23 protein-coding genes are annotated in these 21,516 nt (G+C 43.4%); 4 read left to right on the forward strand and 19 right to left on the reverse strand.

Going from position 1 to position 21,516, the window contains the following annotated elements:
• Positions 1-28: 28 nt before the first annotated feature.
• From ACSQ8P_RS20295 to ACSQ8P_RS20320, 6 genes are all read right to left on the reverse strand, one after another.
• Positions 29-1,048, reverse strand: a complete 1,020-nt coding sequence (locus ACSQ8P_RS20295; RefSeq protein WP_436236835.1) for an ABC transporter substrate-binding protein — start codon at positions 1,046-1,048, stop codon at positions 29-31.
• Positions 1,049-1,321: 273 nt separating this feature from the next.
• Positions 1,322-1,729, reverse strand: a complete 408-nt coding sequence (locus tag ACSQ8P_RS20300; protein WP_436236836.1) for a VOC family protein — start codon at positions 1,727-1,729, stop codon at positions 1,322-1,324.
• 11 nt (positions 1,730-1,740) lie between these two features.
• Complete coding sequence (locus tag ACSQ8P_RS20305) at positions 1,741-2,592, reverse strand: patatin-like phospholipase family protein (protein ID WP_436236837.1); 852 nt, start codon at positions 2,590-2,592, stop codon at positions 1,741-1,743.
• A 315-nt stretch (positions 2,593-2,907) separates the two neighbouring features.
• The gene (locus tag ACSQ8P_RS20310; RefSeq protein WP_436236838.1) at positions 2,908-4,473 is read right to left on the reverse strand and encodes a DUF3369 domain-containing protein; all 1,566 of its coding nucleotides are present in this window, start codon (positions 4,471-4,473) and stop codon (positions 2,908-2,910) included.
• Positions 4,470-6,005: an ATP-binding protein gene (locus tag ACSQ8P_RS20315; protein WP_436236839.1), complete on the reverse strand. Its 1,536-nt coding sequence runs from the start codon at positions 6,003-6,005 to the stop codon at positions 4,470-4,472. Before ACSQ8P_RS20315 ends, ACSQ8P_RS20310 begins: the two co-directional genes overlap by 4 nt.
• Positions 6,006-6,012: 7 nt before the next feature.
• A complete protein-coding gene (locus ACSQ8P_RS20320; protein WP_436236840.1) occupies positions 6,013-6,393 on the reverse strand; it encodes a hypothetical protein in 381 nt (126 codons plus the stop codon).
• Positions 6,394-6,714: 321 nt separating this feature from the next.
• Here ACSQ8P_RS20320 and ACSQ8P_RS20325 point away from each other — a divergent pair, with 321 nt between their 5' ends.
• Together ACSQ8P_RS20325 and udk are read left to right on the forward strand one after the other, a co-directional pair.
• Positions 6,715-7,032, forward strand: coding sequence for a hypothetical protein (locus tag ACSQ8P_RS20325; RefSeq protein WP_436236841.1), 318 nt, complete (start codon positions 6,715-6,717; stop codon positions 7,030-7,032).
• 245 nt (positions 7,033-7,277) lie between these two features.
• Positions 7,278-7,913: a uridine kinase gene (gene udk, locus ACSQ8P_RS20330; protein ID WP_436236842.1), complete on the forward strand. Its 636-nt coding sequence runs from the start codon at positions 7,278-7,280 to the stop codon at positions 7,911-7,913.
• Between the two features lie 53 nt (positions 7,914-7,966).
• Here the strand turns inward: udk and ACSQ8P_RS20335 are convergent, their stop codons facing one another.
• Positions 7,967-9,124: an MFS transporter gene (locus ACSQ8P_RS20335; protein WP_436236843.1), complete on the reverse strand. Its 1,158-nt coding sequence runs from the start codon at positions 9,122-9,124 to the stop codon at positions 7,967-7,969.
• Complete coding sequence (locus tag ACSQ8P_RS20340; protein ID WP_436236844.1) at positions 9,114-9,656, reverse strand: hypothetical protein; 543 nt, start codon at positions 9,654-9,656, stop codon at positions 9,114-9,116. Before ACSQ8P_RS20340 ends, ACSQ8P_RS20335 begins: the two co-directional genes overlap by 11 nt.
• Positions 9,657-9,825: 169 nt before the next feature.
• On the opposite strand from ACSQ8P_RS20340, the gene ACSQ8P_RS20345 reads away from it, so the two are divergent.
• Complete coding sequence (locus tag ACSQ8P_RS20345) at positions 9,826-10,941, forward strand: aminopeptidase (RefSeq protein ID WP_436236845.1); 1,116 nt, start codon at positions 9,826-9,828, stop codon at positions 10,939-10,941.
• Positions 10,942-11,019: 78 nt separating this feature from the next.
• Here ACSQ8P_RS20345 and ACSQ8P_RS20350 read toward each other — a convergent pair whose 3' ends face one another.
• The 6 genes from ACSQ8P_RS20350 to ACSQ8P_RS20375 all read right to left on the reverse strand — a co-directional run bounded on the left by ACSQ8P_RS20350 (position 11,020) and on the right by ACSQ8P_RS20375 (position 17,128).
• A complete protein-coding gene (locus tag ACSQ8P_RS20350) occupies positions 11,020-12,501 on the reverse strand; it encodes a L,D-transpeptidase family protein (protein ID WP_436236846.1) in 1,482 nt (493 codons plus the stop codon).
• 214 nt (positions 12,502-12,715) lie between these two features.
• Positions 12,716-13,045: a cytochrome o ubiquinol oxidase subunit IV gene (gene cyoD, locus ACSQ8P_RS20355; protein ID WP_436236847.1), complete on the reverse strand. Its 330-nt coding sequence runs from the start codon at positions 13,043-13,045 to the stop codon at positions 12,716-12,718.
• Positions 13,046-13,660, reverse strand: coding sequence for a cytochrome o ubiquinol oxidase subunit III (cyoC, locus tag ACSQ8P_RS20360; RefSeq protein WP_436236848.1), 615 nt, complete (start codon positions 13,658-13,660; stop codon positions 13,046-13,048).
• Positions 13,660-15,627 carry a cbb3-type cytochrome c oxidase subunit I gene (locus tag ACSQ8P_RS20365; protein WP_436236849.1) on the reverse strand — a complete coding sequence of 656 codons (1,968 nt, stop codon included), beginning with the start codon at positions 15,625-15,627 and terminating at the stop codon, positions 13,660-13,662. Before ACSQ8P_RS20365 ends, cyoC begins: the two co-directional genes overlap by 1 nt.
• A 40-nt stretch (positions 15,628-15,667) precedes the next feature.
• Complete coding sequence (gene cyoA / locus ACSQ8P_RS20370) at positions 15,668-16,636, reverse strand: ubiquinol oxidase subunit II (RefSeq protein ID WP_436236850.1); 969 nt, start codon at positions 16,634-16,636, stop codon at positions 15,668-15,670.
• A 231-nt stretch (positions 16,637-16,867) separates the two neighbouring features.
• A complete protein-coding gene (locus ACSQ8P_RS20375) occupies positions 16,868-17,128 on the reverse strand; it encodes a hypothetical protein (RefSeq protein WP_171630680.1) in 261 nt (86 codons plus the stop codon).
• A 256-nt stretch (positions 17,129-17,384) separates the two neighbouring features.
• On the opposite strand from ACSQ8P_RS20375, the gene ACSQ8P_RS20380 reads away from it, so the two are divergent.
• Positions 17,385-18,143, forward strand: coding sequence for an MBL fold metallo-hydrolase (locus ACSQ8P_RS20380; protein ID WP_436236851.1), 759 nt, complete (start codon positions 17,385-17,387; stop codon positions 18,141-18,143).
• A 67-nt stretch (positions 18,144-18,210) separates the two neighbouring features.
• On the opposite strand, the gene ACSQ8P_RS20385 is transcribed toward ACSQ8P_RS20380, so the two are convergent.
• The 5 genes from ACSQ8P_RS20385 to ACSQ8P_RS20405 all read right to left on the reverse strand — a co-directional run bounded on the left by ACSQ8P_RS20385 (position 18,211) and on the right by ACSQ8P_RS20405 (position 21,376).
• The gene (locus tag ACSQ8P_RS20385; protein WP_057313692.1) at positions 18,211-18,519 is read right to left on the reverse strand and encodes a DUF4870 domain-containing protein; all 309 of its coding nucleotides are present in this window, start codon (positions 18,517-18,519) and stop codon (positions 18,211-18,213) included.
• An 88-nt stretch (positions 18,520-18,607) separates the two neighbouring features.
• On the reverse strand, positions 18,608-19,600 hold the full coding sequence (locus ACSQ8P_RS20390) for an NAD-dependent epimerase/dehydratase family protein (RefSeq protein WP_436236852.1): 993 nt from the start codon (positions 19,598-19,600) through the stop codon (positions 18,608-18,610).
• Positions 19,597-20,313, reverse strand: a complete 717-nt coding sequence (locus ACSQ8P_RS20395; RefSeq protein ID WP_436236853.1) for a copper homeostasis protein CutC — start codon at positions 20,311-20,313, stop codon at positions 19,597-19,599. The genes ACSQ8P_RS20390 and ACSQ8P_RS20395 overlap by 4 nt, the downstream gene beginning before the upstream one ends.
• A gap of 129 nt (positions 20,314-20,442) precedes the next feature.
• A complete protein-coding gene (locus tag ACSQ8P_RS20400; protein ID WP_436236854.1) occupies positions 20,443-20,565 on the reverse strand; it encodes a hypothetical protein in 123 nt (40 codons plus the stop codon).
• Positions 20,566-20,719: 154 nt separating this feature from the next.
• Positions 20,720-21,376: a deoxynucleoside kinase gene (locus ACSQ8P_RS20405; protein ID WP_436236855.1), complete on the reverse strand. Its 657-nt coding sequence runs from the start codon at positions 21,374-21,376 to the stop codon at positions 20,720-20,722.
• Between the last annotated feature and the right edge of the window lie 140 nt (positions 21,377-21,516).

A 21,516-nucleotide genomic window follows, 5' to 3' on the forward strand; every position in this document is an offset into this window, starting at 1 on the left:
CTCCTCTTTTCGTACTTGGAAGTTGGAATTATTTCGAGCTTCCAGGTAAAAATGTATTCGTAAATGCCGCATCCACATCGAGCTTTTTCTCCAAAAGCTTGTGATCCAGCATCCATGTGGCGTATTTTTCCCACACGATTTTCTTTTGCTCACCCCAACGTGCAGCATCGTCCTGGTAGCGAGGACTTAACCATTTTTGACTGGCAGCAACTAGCTTAGGATCTAGATCAGGAACAGCTTTAATCAAAATATTAGCCGCATCTTCTGGTTTGGAAATGGCGAATTGATACCCTTTGGACGCTGCAGCAACGAACGCTTTTACGATTTCCGGCTTCGATGAGATCATCTTCTCATTTGTCGCCAATACCGGTGTATAATAATCCAGTTTATCCGAATATTTGTTCAAATAAATCATGTTCAGCGGCTCACCACGAAGTTCAGCATCTACGCCTGTCCAAGCATAGTAAATCCATGCGAAATCAATATCTCGTTTGACCGCTGTAAAATAATCCGCGTCTCCGATATTGACCATTTTCACTTTCGTCGCGTCAGCCTTCTCCGATTGCATCAATGATTCAATCATTGCACTTTCAGAAGGAGCACCCCAACCGCCATACGATTTGTTCTCGAAATCTTTCGGTGTTTTGATATTCTTCGCAACCGGTGAAGCAAAACCAGATGTATTATGTTGAATAACTGCAGCAATCGAAACTAACGGCACACCTTGAATACGGCCTTGCGTAATGCTTTCTTGATAGCTCACACCAAACTCTGCTGCACCAGAAGCGATCATCGTATCCGCTCCACCTTCGCCAGGGGCAATAATTTGCACATTTAAGCCCTCTTGCTCAAAATATCCTTGATCCTTCGCGACATACAGCCCGGTGTGGTTCGTATTCGGCGTCCAATCTAGGACAACCTTTACGTCGGTTAGCTTTTTAGTTGTTCCATCTGTCGGTTGAACCGATTTTCCTGTGTTGTTGCCGCAGCCTGCCATTAAGACTGTAAAACTAACGAGTACAACTGGTGCTATTTTGTTCCATTTCATGTTCTTCTTCCCCTCTGTGCATCTCTAGTTTTAACCATAAGAAAAAGCCCCCGTTATCCGGGAGCGCCATGTGTAGAAAATGATATGTCCAAACGAAACAATCGTTGGATGTGCATTTATATGAGATCTCTACGCTGGCATTACCCAGATCAGATAAACGGTTAGTGACAAGGACGGTCACAATCTCAGCCTGACTTCTCAAGCTCCCGTGGTTTTCTTATTTGGTTAGTTTCTACCATACCGCATGTTTCGACAAAAAGCAATTATGATAAATTATTTCTCAAGACTCAATTGCCAAGTTACGCCGAAGCGATCCCCTACCCATCCGAATCTCTCGCTAAAAGGGTAAGCATCTAAACCCATGTAGACTTTGCCGTCTTGCGACAGCGTTTCAAATACCCGATTAATCTCCTCGACCGTATCGCAAGTCACAAACAAGGATATCGAAGGTGTAAAGGTAAAGGCGTGCTTGACCGGACTGTCACTGCACATCATTTGTTGCCCATGAATAGAGAAAGTCGCTTTCACAACACTTCCTTCAGGTCCAGGACCTTTAGGACCATAACGTTCAATACTGATGATCTCAGATTGATCAAAGAGCGAGGTATAGAAATTCATAGCTTCCTCAGCCTGACCCTCAAACATTAAAAATGGCTTAACCTTCTGCTTCTCTTCACTCATGCAATGCCCCCCTATTGAAGTAACCAATCCTTTAACTGTGATCCCATCTTCTTCGCATCTTCATAACCAAGCTCATGTAATTTCTCGAGTTTCCGCGGGTCCTTCTCCATCCGTCCAACTTCCACTTTGGTTGAAGGTCGGAAGATGATAGCACTTCCATCCGCTTCCATGCGTTCAATTGTTTCTAGTGTGTTATTATAAATTTCGCTGCGATTCACAAGTACATCCACTAGGCCATTATATTTTGGATAAAAGCTTTTCGCCAACCAGCGCTGTTTGAACGGCCGTTTACGGTAGCCTAGTTCCTTCGTTAATACGATGATGTGCTTTTTATTACCGTCTGCTACCGATTTCTGAACGGGAATCGGATCGACTAATCCACCATCAAATAAGGTTCTCCCTTCAAAATGGATCGGCGTAGCTACAAAAGGCAACGAGCTCGAAGCTTGTACGATGGGCATCGTTTGCTGCTGAAGCTGATGTTTCGTGAAATAAATCGGCTCCCCTGTATGCGCGTCTGTTGTCCCTATTGCGAATTGCTGTGAAGAGGCATAGAACGTGTCATAGTCAAATGGCACAAGCCTGTTCGGCAGCTCATTAAAAATAAAATCCATACCAAATATGCTTTTACTGCGTAATAAATTTCGATAGCTTAAATAACGGTGATCCGCAACGTAGTCAATCGTTACTTTCTTATTCCGTCCAGGTTGTTTAGAAATATAAGAAACGGCATTGCATGCTCCTGCTGAAACACCCACCACATAGGGGAAATATAAATCCTGCTCCATAAAGTATTCCAAGACTCCCGCGGTGTATACCCCTCGCATACCTCCGCCTTCCAGTACGAGTCCAATTCCTTCCATGGTGACACCTTCTTTCTGTCTGTCTCAAGCCCCTTTCTAGCATACAGGAATTGTAAATTAAAAGAAACGGGCTTCTTTCTTCGAAAATGAGACGAAGACGAAGATTTCATCCTTCTTTCTATTACAAATTAGGGGAAATCCCAGTTCAACCGTATTTTTGCCGAAATTTAACGTGTACGTCAACTTTTCGAACCTCAAATCCCGGTAGATGTTCATGAAATTGCCAAAAACCCCTGCTCCGAAGAACAAGGGTGAACGAGCTTTTGAACAAGGTGATCCTTATCTTATGCCAGGCAACAGAAATCCTTAAGGTAATCAACGATTTTCTTTATATAATTCCTTAATGACCATAAATTCGTCCAGGTTACTTAGAAAAAGATCAACAATGACAGGGTCAAAATGCTTACCACGTTCAGATTTCAATAAATCCAATACACGATCTAATTCCCATGCCTTCTTATATACCCGATCACTGCACAGCGCATCAAATACGTCAGCTAAAGCCGTTATCCGTCCATATATGTGAATGTTTTCCCCACTTAGCCCTTGTGGATAACCCGTTCCGTCGAATCGTTCATGATGCTGGTGAGCGATAATCGCGGCGGCGTGCAGCACCTTTTTATTCGAATGCTTGAGCATTTCATAGCCTAAATTAGAATGTGTTTTCATGATATCGAATTCTTCCGCAGTCAAGGAGCCCGGTTTATTAAGTATGGCATCTGGAATCCCAACTTTGCCTACATCGTGCATCGGTGTTGCTAGTCGAATGGTTTCAGCTTCCTGCTCGGATAAGCCATATTTCAGAGCCAACAGTCGAGAGTACTCGGCCACTCGTTTTACGTGATGACCCGTTTCTTGTGATCGCGTTTCTGTGATCTCGCCCATGGTATAAATGATTTCTTGTTGCGTGCTCTCAAGCTCGTTATTCAAATAAATATTCTCGAAAGCTACAGAAACGTTCGCACAATAAATATCCACAAGGTAATGTTCCCATTCGCTCAGGGCATTAAACCCGTTCATATAAATTACGTTTTCCATCCCCATCTTACTCTGGAAATAGATGATGAAACGATCCGCAGCAAAGCTGCTTTTACGTGTATGGAAAGCCAATTCAATTTCCTCAAGAACATCAACGGGAACCACATCACGTGCTCTTGCATCTTGATTCGCCGCATAATCGCCGCTTGCTGCGAGAATGTAGATGTCCTCAATCCCCTTAGTCACCGCGAAACTGCAATGTATGGCATTCTTATGTAAATTAACGATGGAGGTCATTTGGGTTAGTACGCCTGATGCAAATTTCTTCATAGACTGTAATTCAAACAAAGTCGCGGATGACTTAATAATTTCTTCTAGGCCAATTCTACTTTTCTCAATCGTTTTGATATCACGGAACGAGCGCAGCGCCGTGACTACCGTAGTAAACAATTTCTGCGATGTTAACTCTGTTTTTTCTTTATAATCATTAATGTCATAATCCATGATAACCGTTCGCTCAGGTGCTTGTCCCGGCTGGCCTGTCCGCAAAATAATGCGTACAGCTTGATTGTTCAGTTCCTCGCGAATGTATCTAACAATTTGCAAACCCGCGTCCTCGTATTCCATAACAACATCTAATAAAATAAGGGCGGTTTGCGGCTGTTCTTTCAAAAGTTGTTTTGCTTCCAAAGCAGAGAAGGCACTATGAAACTCCAATTTCCTTCCAGCAAATTCGAGATCTTGCAACACCATTTTCGTTACTTGGTGAATTTGCTTCTCATCATCAATAATAAGTACGATCCACGGGTCTTGTTCCACAGTCCTTAGATTTGCTGCAACGCCATCTTCCTCAGCAGCAAAAAGAAGCTCATCCTGATCGACAGACTCCACTTTATTTGTCATATCTCAGCTTCCTCCTCTTTGGGGATTGTAATTGTAAATAAACTACCCTGTCCTCGGACGCTTGAACATTGAATCGTACCATTTAAGGATTCTTTCACAAGATTATAAACGATATTCATCCCCAAGCCTGTCCCGCCTTGTCCGCGGCTGGTTGTGAAGAATGGATCAAAAATATGATCCAACACATCCTCAGTCATCCCTTTCCCATCGTCGGAGTAAGCAAGCATGACGTGATCGGGGTAGTCTAGAACTCGGATACATAAAGTTCCTTCATCATCAGCATCGTAAGCATGATTCAGGGAATTCATTACTAAATTCGTGATGATTTGTGATAATGCACCTGGGTACGTATACAACTGTAGTTGATTATCACAGTAAACATCTAATCGAATACGTGTTTTTTTGAGTGCAGGCTTCAAACTTGCAATAATCCCCTCCACATATTCCTTGAATAGGAAGGTTCGCTTCATCTCTACACTTTGATCCACTGAAATTTGTTTGAAGCTTTTTACTAAAGAAGAAGCTCGCTCCAAGTTAGATTGGACCATCACAATGCTCTCATGAGAAATGGATAGAAATTGCTCTAAATCGGATTTCTTCATTTTCCCAGCCTCAAACAACGCTTGAAATTGTTTCGCTTTCTGATCCAAGTAACTTATAGCCGTTACGCCAATGCCAATCGGGGTGTTAATTTCATGCGACACGCCGGCAACTAAATTACCTAGAGCCCCCATTTTCTCCGAATGCACAAGCTGATCTTGTGTAACCTGTAAGGTATTCAGGGCCAGCTGCAGCTCCTGATATCTTTCATCCAAATTACTTACCATATCATTAAAAGCTTCAGAAACTTCCGCAATTTCAGGAGAAGCTTTGAATTGCAATTTAGGCAGTTCTCCACCTTGTTTTACAATGACAGCCGCTTCGCGCAACCGGCTTAATGGCCGGATAACAATAACTCGCAGAATAAGCCATAATAAGATTGAAAGTATGATTGCAATACTAAGTCCAACGAACAGAATTAACTTCGTTCTTTGTTTGAGCAGCAGTTCTTCTTCTGATGAGTCAAAAATAACCTCAACTGCTCCGACAACAGTACCATCTTCTTGTAGGGGGGCCGTCAATCGAACAATCGGTTTATCATTCTCGGCCATTGGAATGCGGTCTACAATTGTTTTGTCTTGTTTCGGAAACACGAGTTTCTCTGCTTTCAGAATCGTTCCTATTTCTTGACGATTCGAGGAGGCTAAGACTTTCCCTTGTTTGTCATACAGTTTCATATCCAGAACGCGATTATTCTTATATTGAATGTAATCGAAAATTTGCTGGATATCTGTGATTGATCTTGATTCTTCATAACGACCATTGATTGCAATCGTCATACCGCTGATTTGACTTACATATGCTTCACGAATCGATTGATTCAAGCTCATCGTATCAAACACCATCATCGTCGAAATCATGCCAGTCGTGACAACTGTGACAAGGAAAACAATTCGTTTCTGCAAGCTTAATTTCTTTTGACGAAAAGACATAACACACCTACTTCACATCGAAAGTGATTGTTTTACTCACATCGTAAGGTGTGTGGTCGTTATTATGTAAGGAAATCTTCACTTCATGCGATCCTTTACTTAAATGATCCAATACCTTTTGCTTCGTTGTGACAACGATCTTCTCACCTTTGTCTAACGATATATGAACATGACCTTCACCTTGCACACGTTGTTGATCATAATGTTCCTTCGATAACTTCAGATCTGTTGTAAGATCTAAGGTTACGGTATCATCTTTAACAACGTATGCGACCTCTAACGTAGGTGTAAAAGTAGGCGCATCAGATGTTGTCGTTTTGGCTTTACCACAGCCGGAAATAACGATTGTTAATGCAGCTAACAAATAAAAAGCTTTGAATTTATTCATTTGTCATCCCCCATGAAGATGTTTTTATTCTATACAAGCCCAAAAATCTATCCTCTCTAGCTTAAGAATAATCAGTTAATTTGTCCACTTTTATTTTGGAAACATGTGTAAGCTTAAGCGACATTAAGCGAATAGTTCATTTATTCGAAATTGTCTGACAACTAATGTCGAAACCACATGATAACACTCACATTTTGCGCTTACCCAGGAAATAATTTCATTTCCCGAATCCGAATTATTTCCCCAATTTTGGTGCAATGTAGTAAAGTCGCTTTTCATAGCTACTCCCTTGTCTTTACGAACCCTAAGGAGGTTTCCCCCATGACAGAAACCAATCAGCATCAACAGCCAGTTCAGCATGCCATCGACGCCGCTGATCATGCCATTTTACAAGCACAAGACGCCCAGCATAAGCTGCAAGTCGCCATAACGGAAGCCAATCCCCATGCGATTCAATCTGCTCAAGCTGCACTTGTTCAAGCAGATCAACAGGTAACACAGGCTCAAAGGCAATTAGCAGAATTTGCAAACGATCAGTTTGGACAGCAAATCAAGCAAACTTTCGAGCAGCTAAACCAAGCCGCTCAGGATATTGAAGCCAATCAAGAAAAGTTTCATACCCCTAAGCAGGTTCGGTAGCTGGTATTAACCAATCACGGCAAGATCCAAACTCTAGCATAAGGAGCTAAGCGTTGTAGTTACGCTTAGCTCCTTTGTTATATGCAAATAGCTTCAGCATTGTCCATAGTGACTCCAGAGGAGGCAATAGGCTAAAGTCTCCCGCCACTTTGACGGCTTTCGGGACATCGTCTTTTCTTTTTAGGTGCGTATTATGTTAAACTACGTAGGAAGGTTTTCAAGTTATTTGGGGAGGCACTACTTACATGCTCGTGATTGGAATTGCCGGAGGTACCGGTTCAGGTAAAACAACAGTAGCAAAATCGATTATTACAAAACTCGGATCCACCAATGTGACTTTAATTTCACAAGATAATTATTATCTTCATCATAGCGGTCTGACCTTTGAAGAGCGGGAACGCATAAATTATGATCATCCTCGTGCTTTTGAAAATGAATTACTCCTTCAGCATTTGAATATGTTGAAAAGCGGGCAACCCGTCGACATTCCTGTCTATGATTTTTCTCAACATGCACGCTCGCAAGAAACGATCCGTATAGAAGTTAAACCGATTGTATTGCTTGAGGGCATTCACGTTCTAACTGATGAGGAACTCCGTGGTGCTTTGAATATTAAGGTTTTCGTGGATACAGACCCTGACGTCCGTGTTCTCCGCCGTTTAACTCGCGATATCAATGAACGCGGTCGCTCCTTACAATCCGTTTTCGACCAATACTTGACGACAGTTAAGCCCATGCATGATGCATTTATCGAACCGTCTAAGAAGTACGCAGACATCATTATTCCTGAAGGCGGAGAAAATCAAATCGGTATCTCACTGCTTACGATTTTGACAGAACGCTATATGACGGATCGTGCCGCTAATTATGAAATCGGCTAGCATCTGAACTGCAAGAAGCCACCTTCCTTTATATAAAGGGAAAGTGGCTTTTTTCATGCTGACCGCGCTTTGAAAATGAACCCTGAGAGGCCAAAAAACAAGTACACAAGGCCAAGAAAGTAGAAAATGCTGAACACACTCAAATAGTGTAGAGCCATCCCGCCTACTAAAGGACCGATGATACTCCCTACACTATATTGGATGGAGGCGATGATATTGGCTGTTGGCAGTAAATGACGCGGTAAAATATCTGCCGCATAGGCTAGTCCAAGCGAGAAGAAGGATCCTACCATGCCACCTGCTACGCCTAAACAAAGCCCTAGCGCCCATAAGTTCGTCCCAACGAAAGGCACACAACTAAATGCTAAAGCCCCTAATATGGCTGTCCCCATGAGAATGGGCTTACGACCTATGCGGTCACTCCATATCCCGAGCGGTAACTGCATGATGAGCCCACCGATGCCAGTTACGGGAAGTAAAAGTCCAATCGTAGACTCCGAAATGCCGATCCGAAGGCCATAGAGCGGAAAGTTGCTATTCATCGCAGCTTCCATGTAGCCAAAGAGTAAGGAAGTAATCAACGGAAACCACGCGATTGAAATGACTGTTGATGCTCGTTTATGCGCGGCTTCCGCACGCTCGGCTCGCTCTGGCTTCTCATTCTTTAGCCTCGTTAGAAGTAATAAGATAAGAAGAAAGAATACACTTGTCACCATAAAAGGAACCCAAATCCCCGCTTTAAGCAGGGTTATGCCTAATGGACCGAGACTAAACCCTACCCCATAGGCCATCCCGTACAGGGAAATATTACGTCCTCTCTTCTCTTTCGGACTGGAGGCGACAATCCAGAGTTGTGTAGCAAAATGTAAGGCGCTATCTCCAATACCCACTAAAAGCCGCAGTACAAACCAGAACACAATGTGCTGCCAGACCGGAAATAGACAATTGGCCATAATAATTAAGCACATCCCGATCATGATGACGGGTTTATAACCATACCGTCGAACAGGCTTCTCGATGAAGAACATCGTCGCGAAAATCCCAATATAAAGGGCGGCCGCATTTACACCGTTTGCATCTGTGGATATACCAGAGCGATCGAGTAAGATCGTAAGCAAAGGCAGGAGCATGCCTTGACTCATTCCCGCCACAATGATGACCATAATTAATGTAGTTAATTGATAATTGGATCGCAGTAATTTAAACGCCATTCCCGAAATCCACCGTTTCCCATCTCTCGGCACAGTCATTTAGCTTGCCATGAAGGGGAACACGGAACTGCGTAAATATGACGAGTCTTGCTTTTTTTATCCATTCTTTGAATGAAGGGTATGTAACGAAGAGGTTCGCGTAACGATCACTCATACAAATAAAGTGAGGACCTGGGGATTTCTCCGTTAGAAAGTTTAGTGATGTATCTAGTGGCGTGTATTTCTTGCGCTTCCCTTCCCATTTGTCCACTTCAACTTGAAGACTAGTATCTACATCCTCCAGCAGCTGTTCGAGATGCTTCAGACGGGCATAATAGGGCATTTCCGACCGAATATCCATTCTACGGAGCGTTTCCTCATGCTGTGGATAGAAGATCACGCGAACGAATTTCCGTTCTTCTGCCCAAGCAATACAAGCACTCATTTCGTGCTCTGTCCAGTCTTCGAACGTTTCGAAAACCAGAACTGTTCCCTTATCTGAATCTACTGGGGGTTCATACCCGTAGGGTACTTTGATTTGATCTCGTGCCATAGCTTCCTCCTCTAGTTGATCTTGCATATCATTGGCATGACGGAATTAATTACTCATACACTTAGTATACCCCTTCCATCCCCATGAAACCATTGTCCAGATTGGATTACAGGATCGCGTTGCGTTATAATTTGGGTGTACGTATTTTTTATTGAGGGAGACCTACAGGATGAGAGATCCAAGATTACAAACTTTTGCCCGAAACATTATTCGATATTCCGTGAGCCTTCAGCCCGGTGAGAACATATTGATTGAAATGATTGGTGTTAAAGATCCAGAACTTGCGAAATGCTTAATAGAAGAGGTTTATGCAGCTGGAGGTAACCCATTCATTGAATTGCGTGATCCTGCCATTACGCGGAGCTTGCAAATGAAAGGAACACAAGAACAATTCAGCGCGTGGTCTGCCATTGAGCTTGCTCGCATGAAACAAATGGATGCTTATGTGGCTGTTCGCAGCGGCGATAACATTACGGAATCCTCCGATGTGCCTGATGAGCAAATGAAGCTGTTCCTGAAATACTTCCAACGTCCAATCTTCGATGAGCGTATTAACAATACCAAATGGGTCGTTATGCGTTACCCGAATCCGTCGATGGCGCAGTTAGCTGGTAAAAGTACGGAAGCTTTCGAGGATTTCTACTTTAATGTCTGTAACCTTGATTACAGTAAAATGGCAAAAGCGATGGAGTCCCTAGTCGATTTGATGAACCGTACGGATCGTGTCCGTTTGGTCGCCAAAGACACGGATCTCAGCTTCTCGATCAAAGGCATCGGTGCTGTTCCTTGCTCAGGGCTTCGAAACATCCCGGACGGCGAGGTTTACACAGCGCCTGTAAAATATTCTGTAAATGGTACGATCAGTTACAATACACCGACTATTTACTCAGGCACATCCTTTGAGAACATTGTGCTGACCTTCGAAAACGGCCGCATCATTAATGCGACAAGCAACGATTCCAAGAAGTTGAATGAGATCCTGGATACGGATGACGGCGCTCGCTACATTGGCGAATTCGCAATCGGCGTGAACCCTTACATTCAACATCCAATGAAAGATATCTTGTTTGATGAGAAAATTGACGGCAGCATTCATTTCACGCCAGGTCAAGCCTATGAAACTGCGGACAACACCAATCGTTCATCTGTCCACTGGGACATGGTTCTGATTCAACGCCCTGAATATGGCGGAGGCGAAATTTATTTCGACGATGTGCTTATTCGCAAAGATGGCCGTTTCGTCATTCCTGAGCTTGAAAAACTTAATCCAGAGAACTTAATGTAGTTAACAATAGCAAAAACGGTAACTAAAAAGCAGTTGAGACTTCCGAGATCATTTTCTCGGTAAGCTTCAGCTGCTTTTTTAGCCTAACCAATGGAAGATGACATTTCCCGCGGATTCTGAATGCTGAGGCAGGCTCGTTGGGATAATCTTTGAAATTTGACTCACCTGACGAACTAGATTAGGTGTATTTTCATTGGAAAGTATTCGCACTTCAGCACCTTTCGGTACGAATGGAAATACTTGCTGGATGTCATCATTCGTTAAACGAATACAACCTAAGGACTTCGCTTCTCCGATCGAGCTCTCATCATACGTACCGTGTAAAGCGATGGATCCTAGCCCTAAGCCCGCATCACCATAGCTGTGGTTTGTCCTTCCATTGGGCTGCTGTACACGCTCTATGACCCGATATACGCCTTCAGGTGTGCTTCCATTAGTACCGAGTCCAATTTCTTTGTCCCATAGTAAGTAGGAGCCGCTAACGAGCTGCAATTGATACGCACTCTTATTAACTTCGAGATGAACGGGTTCATATGGAACCCCATCTCCTCCAGCAACATTCGCATAAAACATATGCGCAATATCTGCCGCCTTGGGGTTGAATACCCATCCCCCATCACCCTTGTAGGCTGATTTGATCTCATTGGATCCCGATACAGCTTCAATTGGGATGTAGCTCAAATAATTTAACGGATAATCCTGCAGGAGTTCATCTATTTGTACAGGGGCATGTCCTACATCCTCACGATAGGATGCTAACGCGGTTCGAACTAAATTAGCACCAATCGCGCTAAGCGGTTGGTGCTCTTCAAATTCAGCGTTCAGAAATCGGATGTGAACCAAGGCGTCTGCCTCTGGCTGATACGTTGCGATAACCATCGCACGTTTAATATCATCCTCATTGGTCAGCAGCATCGTTTTCCCTTTATCTTGATTATCCTCAGTGACAATCCCATAAAGGAGGATCGTTGCCTTCGGTATTTCCTTTGCCAAAACCAAGGCTTGAGCATGGAGCTTTTTCTCGATTTCTGCATGTGACATCTCTGGTGAGAGAAACAGAATGAAAGGCTTGTCTACCGATTCGTAAGTTACTTGCGTACCTACGCCCCAAATTTTCATTTTACTAATCGTCCGTGAAATTGCATGATCTCCAGCAAAAAACAAGACTAAAATGACATTGAGAATTAAAAGGACAAGCAATAACATTTTCATAAACGGCGGTAATAAAGGCTTTCGCTTCTCGGGCATCGTCTGTTCTAGATTCGCAACGTGAGTGGCTTGCTGCTGATCAAGAAGGTGAATCGCACGATTCGCAGCAGAATAGAACGGTGAGGGATAGGTTTTGAGCACTTCCTTGTAATGAAACCTTGCTCTCTTCCAATTCCCTTTCTCACGAAATTTCTGCCCTAGATTGAAATGGGCTTCAGGCGAATTAGCATCCAAATAACGAATAACCTTCTCGTGGTAAAGTGGATCAGCATGACTAATGAACAAATTCTTGTGCAAATGGACGAGGTGATCATCGAGTTGGTTACGGAAACGTTGGTTTCGTCGGATCATTTGGCTCCTCTCCGTTCATAAATTTAGCTCGTCACACATGTTGACTGATACAATAAGTATCTCTGATACATAATGTATCATGCGTTATATGGAAAGACAACCCTTTTTCCCGTAGAACGCTCCACATTCCCCACGAAACAAAAAAGAACGCCCTCAGCCTCTATAAAGATGACTGAGAACGTTCCTTCCTTCCTTCCTTCATGCTATTCACTACTTAGTGAGCTACTGTATTATAAGTCATAATCCAAATCGAACCGGCTACGATCGTTACTAGAATAACAAGACCAAAAAGCAGCGCCATTACGTTCCACCGTGCATTTTCGCCTTCTCTGACGTGCATGAAGAAGAACAATTGCACACCAAATTGCAAAACTGCCATCAGTAAGATTAAGACCAATGTACCTGTTTTTCCAAGCATATGGTTCATAACGACAACAAGTGGAATGATGGTCAAAAGGATCGATAACGCAAAACCGATGATATACGATTTCAATGATCCATGAGACTCGTGATTGTTATGAGATTCTGTATGTGGTTTGCTCACTTACATCACCCCCATGAGGTAGACGACCGTAAATACGAAGATCCACACGACGTCCAGAAAATGCCAGTACAAGGAAATTACCGCTACTTTACGTTTCGTAACTGGAGTGATCCCGCGGCGCTTTAATTGCAGAATCAAACCAATCATCCAAATGAGACCAACGGAAACGTGCAAACCGTGTGTGCCCACTAAAGTGAAGAAGGCAGATAGGAAAGCACTCGTGCTGATTGTTGCCCCTTCATGGTTAACCATGCTAATGAATTCTGCAAGCTCCAGGCCAACGAAGGAAGCGCCTAGCAGTACGGTCACAATCAACCAACCGATCAATTGCTTCATATTTCCTTTATGCATGCCGAGTACGGCTAAACCGCTGGTGAAGCTGCTCGTAAGCAAGATGAAGGTTTCCGCAATGATTCCCGGCATTTTGAATAATTCTTCTGGCGTTGGTCCTCCATTCGTATTTTGATGAAGGACGATATAGGTTGCGAATAAAGAACCGAATAATATAACGTCCGTGATTAGAAATATCCAAAATCCGAACGTTTTGAGCGACTCATGATCATGTTCATGATCGTGTTCATGGTGATGATCGCTGTGCGCAGCTGTGTGTGCCATTATCCCTTCACTCCTTTCCATGCGTCTTCCGTCGCTTTCACTTCATCCGCTGGAATATAGTAATCCGTATCATAGCTGAAGGAACGAGCAATCATACAGATGGCAACACCAATTAAGGCTGGAATTGTCAGCCACATCCAATCCCAGACGAATCCGAAACCTGCGAAAAACCACATGGCCGAAATGATAAACGGAATTGACGAGTTCTTAGGCATATGAATGGGTTCATAGGTTGTTGGTGTTGGTTGCTTTTTAACCGTACCCTGCTTCTCTTCCCACCACGCATCAGCGACATCAGCCTTAGGCAGCACGGCAAAGTTGTAGATCGGAGCCGGTGAAGGAATTGACCACTCCAACGTACGTGCATCCCATGGATCGCCGGTAACATCTTGTTCTCTGAACTTGATTGAATGCGCGATTTGCCATACTTGGAATATAAACCCGAGTCCCATCAAGAAACCACCGACCGTGGAAACCATATTGAGCGGGCCCCAGCCCATATCCCAGCTATACGTGTACGTCCGACGTGTCATCCCATCTAAACCGAGGAAATACTGCGGCATGAAACATACATAGAACCCGATGTTCCAAACCCAGAACGCCCATTTACCCAAATGCTCATTGAGCTTAAAGCCGAACATTTTCGGCCACCAGTAATAGAGACCAGCAAAGTAACCAAACGCTACACCACCAATAAGTACTTGATGGAAATGTGCAATCAGGAAGTAACTATTATGGAACTGGAAATCAGCTGGAGCAACGGATAACAGGACCCCTGTCATCCCCCCGACAACGAAACATGGAATAAAAGCAATTGTCCAAAGCATCGGTGTCGTGAATCGAATTTTACCCCTGAACATCGTAAAGAGCCAGTTAAATACTTTCGCCCCTGTTGGTATTGCAATTAACATAGTACTTATCGCGAAGAAGGCATTCACATCTGCGCCTGAACCCATCGTGAAGAAGTGATGTGCCCAAGTGAAGAAGGACAATAAGCTAATGATCAGCATCGCGAACACCATCGATTTATAACCGAATAGCTTCTTTTTCGAGAAGGTTGAGACAATTTCGGAGAAAATACCAAAGGCCGGAATGACGACAATATAAACCTCAGGGTGACCCCACATCCAAATTAAGTTGATGTACATCATTGGATTCCCGCCGCCATCCAATGTGAAGAAGTGCGCACCCAAGAAGCGGTCTAGGAATAGCAAAGCTAGTGTAACGGTTAAGATTGGAAACGCGAAAATAATCATGATACAGCTTGAAAATACGGACCATGTAAACATTGGCATTTTCATTAATTTCATGCCTGGCGTACGCATTTTCAAAATGGTTACGATAAAGTTAATACCCGTTGCTAAACTCCCGATACCTGAGATTTGAATGCCCCAAATATAGAAGTTCTCACCTACACCAGGGCTATGTGACATTTCAGATAGCGGCGGATAGCTTAACCATCCTGCATCTGGTGAACCACCAATAACGAAGGACACGTTGAATAGCATGGCGCCCCAGAAGAACATCCAGAAGCTCAGTGAATTTAAGAACGGATACGCGACATCGCGCGCGCCGATTTGTAACGGTACAACAATATTGAATAAGCCGAACATCAGCGGCATGGCCATGAACAAAATCATGATTACACCATGTGTCGTGAAAATTTGATTATAATGATCCGGCTGTAGGAACTGACTATCTGGAATGGCCAGCTGTACGCGCATCAGAAGCGCATCTACACCACCGCGGAATAGCATCAGAATGGAACAAATGATGTACATAATTCCGATTCGCTTGTGATCGACACTAGTCAACCATTCGCGCCAAAGCCAGCCCCATTTTCTGAAGAAAGTAAGTACGAACACCATGGCTACTAACGAAAGCCCGATACTAACCTGGGCCCCCAGAATCATGGGATCGCCCGTTACGAAAAACTCGGATGCAAAATCTTTTATCTTATCCCACATGAGCAGATCTCCCTTTCATGAAACTTTGATCTATGATCATCTACTTCGACATATTCATTTGACTATGATCCATTTGCGTATGGTCCATAGAGCTTTCTTTCTTTATGTCCTTCGTATCCTTAGACTCATGACCTGCCCCGTGACCATTGTGTACGGACTGACCATTTGTATATTTGTTTACGATTTGTTCGAAAAGTCCTTCTGGGATTTCCGAGAAATATTTCACACCGGATTTGCCCGGCATTGCTAATTCATCGTAACCTTCTTTAGTTAATTTCGTAGGGACTTTCTTGGTCTTCGCAATAAACGAATCAAAGTCTTCTCGCGAAGTTGCATTCACGTCAAACGTCATGTCAGCGAAATGTTCACCACTGAAATTAGCTCCTGTACCGAAATAATGTCCGATCTCATCCGCTTGCAAATATAGGGTCATCGCCATGCCTGACATCGTATAAATTTGCCCGCCTAATTGTGGAATCCAGAATGAGTTCATTGGCGCATCCGAAGTGAGTTCGAACTTAATAGGTGTATCTTCTGGAATTTGCAAATAATTCACAGTAGCAATCCCTTGCTCTGGATAGGTAAACAACCATTTCCAATCTAGAGATGTCACTTGAATCGTAATCGGTTCTTTATCCGACTTCAATGGTTTTGACGGCTCCAAAGCGTATGTGTACTTCAGAGTAACCACAGCCAATGTAACAATGATGATGATCGGCACAGCCCACCAAACGATTTCAAGTGAAGTACTATGAGACCAATTTGGTTTATACGATGCCTTACTGCTTTTGCTATCGCGATATCGCCACACAATCCAACCAGTAAGCACAAGAACTGGAACAAGGATTACCCCGCACAAAATAGTTGCAATCACAATTAAATCTTTCTGCTCTGCACCAACGGGTCCTTTAGGATCCAACACCATAGCTTGGCTGCAGCCAGAAAGTACTAAGATGATGGCGACCATCATGAAGAGCATTCCTGCTTGTACAAGCTTTCTCTTCTTCATCCACTTTAACCTCCCAATCAACAAATCCTGCCTGTTATCAACATATCATCTTGTTCATCAAAGTTCACCATCACAAAGTCAACTTAACAAATACGTCAACGGTTCGACGTAGTAATGTAAAACAAATGTCACAGAACGTTTGTTGACTCTTTTGGAAAAATATGAACAGCAAAAAGCCTTCCAAGTATTGAACTTGAAAGGCTTGCATAGTATTCCTTCGAACCCTCGTTCTCATTCACTCTTGGAAACATTGCGAGAATGTACCAAATGAATAGCTGTACGAATCACATAAATGTGGACACTACCGACCATGAACCCAATACCCACCATTAATGTTGTATTGCGATCACTGAAGCTTTCTAAACTGAACAAGCTAAGTACTAATCCTATAGCAAGCAACGCCCACGCGGCAAAAGTCATTAATTTCACTAACGGCATCACATCTCGTTCAACACGCTCAACGGAATTTACGGAAACGGCTCTATTTGACATTATCATCACAACTCCTGACTTAAATGTAAGTGCTTTAAAACTAGTATAACACAAAAATCCGAATTTGTTCATATTTTATTCACACGATGATCGAAATTTGGACAAAATTTCATCAGGTAATTCGGCAATTAAATTTATATTGACTTTATACGCAAATTGTGATATAATAAAATATTTTATTTGACACAAACAAGCCTGCTGGATATGATATTTCCATACCTTTTCACACTTATCATTCCAAATTGGAGGGTTTCGCATGCAAATTTCAGAAGGACTTTATTTCGTTGAATTATCAATTCCACTCATGGGTCGAATCAACGTCATTCATCCCGCCCTATTCGTAGATGAGCATGGAGCTGTACTCGTTGATACAGGCTACCCTGGTACACTTCCACTCCTACATAAATCATTTGAAAACTTGGGCGTTGTTCCATCCACGTTGGATTCCATCATCATTACACATCAGGATATCGATCATATCGGGGGTTTACCCTCTCTTCTTGAAGATTCCTCACATCCCCTTGAAGTATTCGCTTCTGAACTAGAAAAGCCATATATCCAAGGTGAGAAAATGTTAATTAAAGTAACCCCCGCTTCCACTGAACGCGCTGTTGCGAATTTACCAGCTGATACGACACCAGAGTGGCGTGACGCGTTTCGCCGTAACCTTGAGAATCCGCCGAAAGCACCGGTTAACACCATTCTGGAAGATGGTCAGGTAATCGACAGATGCGGTGGAATTGTTGTCATCCTTACACCTGGGCATACGCCAGGTCATATGAGTCTCTATCATAAAAAAAGTAAAACATTAATCGCCGCGGATTCCATGGTTGTCGCTGAAGGTGAGCTTCAAGGACCTATACCTGCTTATTGTGCTGATTATCCCTTGGCTTTGCAATCATTGCGAAGATACTTGCAATTCGATATCGAAAGGGTTCTTTGCTACCACGGCGGCTTAATCACCGATAATGTGAATCAACGAATCGCTGAAATCGTAAATTCTATAGAAGCTTAATGAACGAAAAAGGGCTGACTAACCGTAGATGATCTCCCGGCAGTCAGCCCTTACTACTATGTACGATCTACTTCAGAAGTGTGTAGCTGCCGATAATGGGAAGAGGTTTAACTTGACCTTGCGCTGCCGCAACAATGCCCAGCACAGCCAAAACCACCAATGCCAAGTTAGCAATCGGCTGAAGGATCCAACCAATGAACGGGATAATGCCTAGTACGACATTCACAATGACCCATGCCAAAAACAAAGTAAGTCCTTGATTGGCATGGTACCACGCATACTTGGACTCCTTCGCCGCGATTAACGGGATGAAAAACAAAATGTACGCAAGAATAGCCATTCCCTTGTTACTTTGAATATCTGTGGAATCGTACATGGACAGCACCTCATCTTCTCAGAGTTTACTCTTCCATTATATTCAAAATCCAGCAGCTATTCATCCGCCTATTGGACAAATCTCAAAATTATTTTTGACCGACTTCCCATTCCTGCCAAGCCTTCAGTAATTGTTCCTCTCGTTCTGGTTTTAATCCAGCTAGTCTCACAAATTCGGTGCCTCGACCTTGATCCCATGCCCGTGTATCCTTCACGGTTTCAATGAGCGCTCTCGTTGTTAAACCCGACTTGAACGCCTTCTCATTATTTAACTGCAGCATACCGATCAAACTATCGTTAGGCAGCCAGAGCGGCAACTCCATCCATGGGCCCACTTCTTGTTCGACTAAGAACTCTTCCGTCACCCAAATAAGAGTCGTCTCTATATCGTTGTTGTTAGATTTGCAAGCCTCCACGACCTCTTCCATCGTATACTCACTTCCACTTGCATGAATGGTTCCGGTTACGCCTTGTTCAATCAGACCTATCGTCCACACTGCTAAGTCACGCACGTCAATGAATTGAAGTTTACGCTCTTTCGGCAGCGGAACTAAAACTTCACCGCCTCGTTGTATACGAGTAGGCCAGTATGTAAATCGGTCTGAGGCATCATAAGGCCCAACGATCAGACCTGGACGAATGATGAGTGCTCCTATAGGAAATGCTGCTTGCACAACTTGTTCACATTCCGCTTTTAACGCCCCATAGCGCTGACCAGGATCTGCTGCCTCTTCAAGCTGTATCACAGCTGCTGTTTCATCCAATTGAACCTGTTTTAAATCCGCATACGCAGAAATAGTAGAAATAAATGTGTAGTGCTTCGCATGGTGTTTTAACATTTCCGTTGATGCCATCACAGACTCCGGTTCATAACCACTCGTATCAATTACCGCATCCCACTCCCCATCTTGCAGTTTAGCAAGGTCGGTATTCCGATCACCTAGAATGTGGTGAACTTGAGGAAATCCATTAGCATCATGAAGTCCACGATGGAACAACGTCACTTCGTGTCCTTTCGTGAGAGCTGCTTCCGTCAGTGCTCTCCCTAGAAATTTGGTGCCGCCAAGGATTAGAATGTTCATAACTGACCTCCCTCTGAGTTCGCCTGGTCGATCTCGTCTAATAAAGTTCTCGCTTTTCTTACTTTATCTTCCTCAACCAGGCCACTTACACTGCCATTTTCTCTTACAGCTGTACCAAGGTGGACACTTCGCACCCCTGAAGCTTGGACAAATGAAGTCAGACTTTCAAGCGTAAGTCCACCGCCAGGTAAGATGTTTACGTGGCTACCGCGGGTCAAGGACGTTAGCAGGCGTATCTGCTCAACAGCATGAAGTACACTTACTGCTCCTCCAGATGTGAGAACGGAATGAATTTGTTTATAAGACATCAACAATGGCAATGCTTCTGCTTGTTGTTTAATTTCGTCAAAGGCACGATGGAAAGTAACCGGTAAAGAAGTAGCGGCCAACAAAATATCAAGATTATGGCGATCAATCTCAAAATCCGAAGTTAGAACACCTAATACGAGGGCGCTGGCGCCTGCTTGCTCCGCGCTTTGGATCGAGTTGAGCATAGTTGCCAGGTCATCATTAGACATATGAAACGACCGAGCATGCGGACGAATCATCACATGCACAGGTATTTTCACAGAAGATCTAATTTGCTTAACGAGCTCTATTTCGGGGGTTAAGCCCCCTTGTTGCAAATCTGCAACAAGTTCAATCCGATCCGCGCCACCAGCTTCAGCTTGTAAGGCGTCTTGCAGCGTAGTTGCGATAACTTCCAATAACATGTTTCGAACTACCTCCACTTTCATATATATGAATTCCCACTCTCACTCTAACACAAGTGGTCAACACAAAAAACTCCACAATCTATTCGATTAAGGAGTTGTGATTACGCTATGGGAATGTGTAAGTTCCTAAATATTCGAAACTGCTTGCCATTGTTGTTGATGCACTTCGACGAGCTCAAGATTGGCAAATGAACGACTAAGCTTCAACATTTTCTCTGTTGCTGCTAATTTCGGCAATGGTGCACTCATAGGCTTGCCTTTGTAACATACGATAAACAACAATTTCATCACCTTCGCTTTCTAGGATTACAACATTGAATCGGAATTTCTACTATAACATTCGAAAGACCCCCTCAGGTTTGAGGGGGTCTTTCGACATTTCGACAAATTTCGCTTAATACACTTATACGATTGCCAAATCAGATAACTTCGCGCGAACATCTTCTACCAACTGCGCTGCATCTGCCGCGCGATTAACGACATCCACTCGGTCCATATCAACGATTAGAACTTCAGAGGCATGATAATGATTCATAACCCAGTCATCGTATCCGGTCCATAACCTGCGATAATAATCGACAAGCGATTGATCCTGCTCAAAACTGCGACCACGAAGACCAATGCGATACATAACGGTTTCGAAAGAAGCCTTTAAATAGACCATCAGATCAGGCGCCTTCTTAGGAAGCTCCGCCAACTCCGACATCATGTTATCTGCTAAGCCTTCATAAACATCAAATTCCAATTGTGAAATACGCCCTAATTCGCGGTTCACCTTGGCAAAATACCAATCCTCATAAATACTTCTATCCAGTACATTTCGGTTATGTACTAATGCCTGTTTAATGGCCTTAAAACGCGTATTCAAAAAGTGCAATTGCAGCAAAAACGGATACCGGTGCTTTTCGATTTCTTCCGGTGATGCTGTGTAAAATAGCGGTAATATCGGATTATCATCGACACTCTCATAGAAAACATTCGAATTTAGTTCTTGTCCAAGTAAAGTGGATACAGATGTCTTACCAAGACCGATCATTCCCCCAACCACAATCACTGCCATTGACCCCTTTCTCCTTCTACCCAATCATAATTTACCTACTGTCAATTCAGCAAAGCTTACCTATTATACAAGGAATTCAAACGCTAGGGAACCCTCTTTTTTTTTCCTTTATCAACTGCTAAACGAGACCGAGTACTTTG

The sequence above is a fragment of the Paenibacillus sp. LjRoot153 genome (assembly GCF_964253085.1).
GTDB lineage: Bacteria > Bacillota > Bacilli > Paenibacillales > NBRC-103111 > Paenibacillus_E.